Below are 3,589 nucleotides of genomic sequence, written 5' to 3'. Positions count from 1 at the left end.
ATTGGCGCTATGGCCAGACTATGCGCACTCGTTATCCTGCCGTCCAAGTGGACGAGGCGTCTCTGTATCATATGCATAACCGGATATTTACTTCGGCGGGCAGCGCCGCAGGTATCGATCTGATGATAGAAATCGTGCGGCAAGACTACGGGCCGGACGCGGCCAATTCAGTCGCGCGGCGCATCGTTATGCCCGCCCATCGCAACGGAGGGCAGGCTCAGTTTCTTGAGCGCCCCGTTGCCATCCGCCCGAACAGTGAAATTGGGCCGGTGCTTGATCGCGTGCGTAAGGAGATCAAACAGCCTTGGTCCATTGCGCTGATGGCAAAACAAGCCGCGATGAGCCGTCGAACCTTTGAACGCCACTTTATCGCAGCCACTGGGCAAGGCCCGGGCGATTGGCTCGCAGCAGAACGCGTGGAAGCTGCCAAAGACCTACTGATCCGCACCCAGCAACCGATGGATGATATTGCTGCCGCCGTTGGTTTCAGCAGCGCCCATGCCCTGCGACACCATTTCCGTACCCGAGTGGCCCTCAGCCCGACGGAATATCGACGCGAATTCAGCGAGAAGTAGGGAGAAGTTCATGGGCAGCTTTGGGCTAGATACGACGTTCAACACAGAGAACTCGAAAGACCGGGTCTGGTCGCCTTCAGTCAGAAGCAAAGTATCCATCCGGAGGGAGCCGCCTTGCTGCAGGTGGCTGGAGGCTAGATCAGAATGTTCGGTACGTCCTTTGGGACGTTCTTGAGGACATATCTGATGAGCAAGGTGACGATATTGACCGGGCCGGAGCGTCGGCGGCGTTGGAGCGCGCAGGAACGGGCGCAGATTTTGGCGGAAGCTGCGGTGCCTGGAGTGAGGCTGGCGGATGTCGCGCGGCAGCATGATGTTTCGCGCAGTCGGATTTATGAATGGCGGCGCGAGGCGCAAATGCTGGAGCAAGGGCAGTTTGTGCCCGTGAGGGTGGAAGAAGCGCCAGTTTTCCAAGACGCGCCTGATGATGCCGTCATCACGCTGGATCTGGGCGGTGGGCGGCGCCTGAAGATCGCGGCCGGCGCTTCGCCCGTTTTGGTGACAGCAGCCTTGCAGGCGCTGCGATGATACCAGCAAGCGCTCGGGTTTGGATCGCCCTGGGCCACACGGATATGCGCAAGGGGATGCAGGGTCTCGCCCTTCTGGTGCAGCAGAGCCTCAGCCTCAACCCTCATGGCGGCGACCTTTTCGTGTTTCGGGGACGCGGCGGTTCACTGGTAAAGATTATCTGGCATGATGGCATTGGGATGTCGATTTACGCCAAACGGCTTGAGCGAGGCCGCTTCATCTGGCCCTCGGCCAAGGACGGGGTTGTGCCTTTGACGGCCGCGCAACTGGCCTGCCTGCTGGAAGGCATCGACTGGCGCAACCCTCAGCATTCCTGGCGCCCACAGAGCGCCGGATAGGGAATAATTTGGGGCTTTTCTGTGCATTTTCTACTTCCCGATGGGGGCGATATATGATTCCATCAGGCCCATGGACACGGTCGTTTCCTCCCTGCCGAACGACATTGAAGCGCTTAAAGCGCTGCTGCTGGTGGCAAACAGCCAAGCCGAGGCCGTGACCAGACAAGCCGATGCCGCCATTCAGCGCGCCGCAGAAGCCGAGGCCAAATTGGCCAATGCACAAGCACAAGCCACCGCCACCGAGGCTCTGATCGCCCATTTCAAACTGCAGATCGCCAAGCTGCGGCGCGAACAATATGGCCCCAGCGCCGAACGCACCCGCCGCTTGCTCGACCAGATGGAGCTCCAGCTGGAAGATCTGGAGGCCGATGCCACCGAGGGTGATCTGACGGCCGCCGAGACGACGGAAAAGGCCAGCACCGTTGCCGCCTTTGCGCGCAAGCGGCCAGCCAAAAAACCATTCCCAGACCACCTGCAGCGCGAGCGCGTGGTCATTCCGGCGCCATGTTCCTGCCCGGCTTGCGGCGGCGAGCGCCTGTCCAAACTGGGTGAGGACGTGACCGAGACGCTGGATGTGATCCCTCGCTCGTGGAAAGTCATTCAAACGGTGCGCGAGAAATTCTCGTGCCGGGATTGCGAGAAGATCACACAGCCGCCGGCGCCGTTTCACGTTGTACCGCGTGGCCGGGCTGGTCCCAGCTTTCTCGCGATGCTGTTGTTCGAGAAGTATGGCCAGCACCAGCCCCTCAACCGCCAGGCCGAACGCTTCGCGCGCGAGGGCGTGCCGCTCAGCACCTCGACGCTGGCCGATCAAGTCGGGGCTGCAGCCTTTGCGCTCATGCCGCTCTACCGGTTGATCGAGGCCCATGTGCTGGCCGCCCAGCGTTTGCATGGCGACGACACCACTGTGCCGGTCATGGCCAAGGGCAAGACCGATACCGCCCGATTGTGGGTCTATGTGCGCGACGATCGACCCTTTGCAGGCGATGACCCACCCGCCGCGCTCTTTCATTATTCCCGCGACCGCCGCGGGGAACATCCGCGTGCCCATCTGGCGTCATGGTCGGGTCTTCTGCAAGCCGATGCCTATGGCGGCTATAACGAGCTTTATGCTGCCGATCGGCAACCCGCACCTGTGGTGGAAGCTGGCTGCTTTGCGCACGCACGGCGTAAATTCTTCGAACTGGCCGATGTGGCCAGCGCGGCCCGCAAGAAGAGCCGTGGTGAACGCTCGGGCCAGATCTATCCGATTGCGCTGGAGGCTGTGCAAAGGCTCGACGCCTTGTTCGAGATCGAGCGCGCCATCAGTGGCAAGAGCCCAAGCGAGCGTCTGGCCGTCCGTCAGGACCTGAGCGCGCCGCTGATGGCCGAGTTGCACAACTGGCTGACCACCCAGCTGGCCAAACTGTCGCGCAACCACGATCTGGCCAAGGCGATCAACTACATGTTGCGTCGCTGGGATTCATTCACCCGTTTCCTCGACGACGGCCGGGTTTGCATGACGAACAATGCTGCGGAACGGGCGCTACGCTGTGTGCCGCTGGGCAGGAAAGCCTGGCTATTCTGCGGGTCGGATCGCGGTGGACAGCGCGCGGCGGTCCTCTACACGCTCATCCAGTCCGCCCGATTCAACGACATCGATCCGCAGGCCTGGTTGGCCGATGTTCTGGCGCGCATCGCTGATCATCCCGCGCAGCGCTTGCACGAGTTGCTGCCATGGCACTGGAAGAAAACAGCCCAACACGAAATGGCCGCCTGATGGCCGCCCCATCCATGGCGTTCACCGCCCGCTATGCCGCCCGCAAGCTTGGCGTCGACATCGAGGTCATCGAAGAACTGGCAGAGCAAATGGAACCCGAAGACGGTTGCCTGAGCATCATCGACAGCCTCCACGACAATGCAGATTGCGTGACAGCCTTCACAGAACAAGGCCTCGACTATCTCGACGAGCTACTCGACCAACGAAGACTCAACTTCATGCAGGGCATCTGACCCCGACGCGGTGCTCGGCGGATGGGTACGAAGCAAACCCCACATCGTTGGACAAACCAACATCCAGCGTTCGCCCAAGACACAAAATCAACCGCACTAACCCTCCCCATGAAAGACAAGCGCACATATGAGATTTCCAGCGCATGGACGCGCCGG

General features: G+C 61.1%; 5 protein-coding genes. All 5 read left to right on the top strand.

What is annotated here, in order from left to right:
• Positions 1–575, top strand: a 575-nt coding sequence (locus EOE18_RS18135; protein WP_127712154.1) for a helix-turn-helix domain-containing protein, incomplete at its 5' end; no start/stop codon positions are given.
• Between the two features lie 186 nt (positions 576–761).
• Positions 762–1,103 carry an IS66-like element accessory protein TnpA gene (gene tnpA, locus EOE18_RS18130; protein ID WP_127712152.1) on the top strand — a complete coding sequence of 114 codons (342 nt, stop codon included), beginning with the start codon at positions 762–764 and terminating at the stop codon, positions 1,101–1,103.
• The gene (tnpB, locus tag EOE18_RS18125) at positions 1,100–1,441 is read left to right on the top strand and encodes an IS66 family insertion sequence element accessory protein TnpB (protein ID WP_127712150.1); all 342 of its coding nucleotides are present in this window, start codon (positions 1,100–1,102) and stop codon (positions 1,439–1,441) included. The genes tnpA and tnpB overlap by 4 nt, the downstream gene beginning before the upstream one ends.
• 70 nt (positions 1,442–1,511) lie before the next feature.
• Positions 1,512–3,200, top strand: coding sequence for an IS66 family transposase (tnpC, locus tag EOE18_RS18120; RefSeq protein ID WP_127712148.1), 1,689 nt, complete (start codon positions 1,512–1,514; stop codon positions 3,198–3,200).
• Entirely contained in the window at positions 3,158–3,433 is a 276-nt protein-coding gene (locus tag EOE18_RS18115; RefSeq protein WP_127712146.1) for a hypothetical protein, read from the top strand. Before tnpC ends, EOE18_RS18115 begins: the two co-directional genes overlap by 43 nt.
• The last annotated feature ends 156 nt before the right edge of the window (positions 3,434–3,589 follow it).

Source organism: Novosphingobium umbonatum (assembly GCF_004005905.1).
In the GTDB taxonomy this organism is placed as follows: domain Bacteria; phylum Pseudomonadota; class Alphaproteobacteria; order Sphingomonadales; family Sphingomonadaceae; genus Novosphingobium; species Novosphingobium umbonatum.
Note: the sequence above shows the minus strand (reverse complement) of the source record. Positions and strands in the feature narration are given on the sequence as shown.

Coding starts and splice junctions, on each gene's coding strand:
- tnpA (WP_127712152.1), top strand. CDS start 762: ATGAGCAAGGTGACGATATTGACCGGGCCGGAGCGTCGGCGGCGTTGG.
- tnpC (WP_127712148.1), top strand. CDS start 1,512: ATGGACACGGTCGTTTCCTCCCTGCCGAACGACATTGAAGCGCTTAAA.
- tnpB (WP_127712150.1), top strand. CDS start 1,100: ATGATACCAGCAAGCGCTCGGGTTTGGATCGCCCTGGGCCACACGGAT.
- EOE18_RS18115 (WP_127712146.1), top strand. CDS start 3,158: ATGGCACTGGAAGAAAACAGCCCAACACGAAATGGCCGCCTGATGGCC.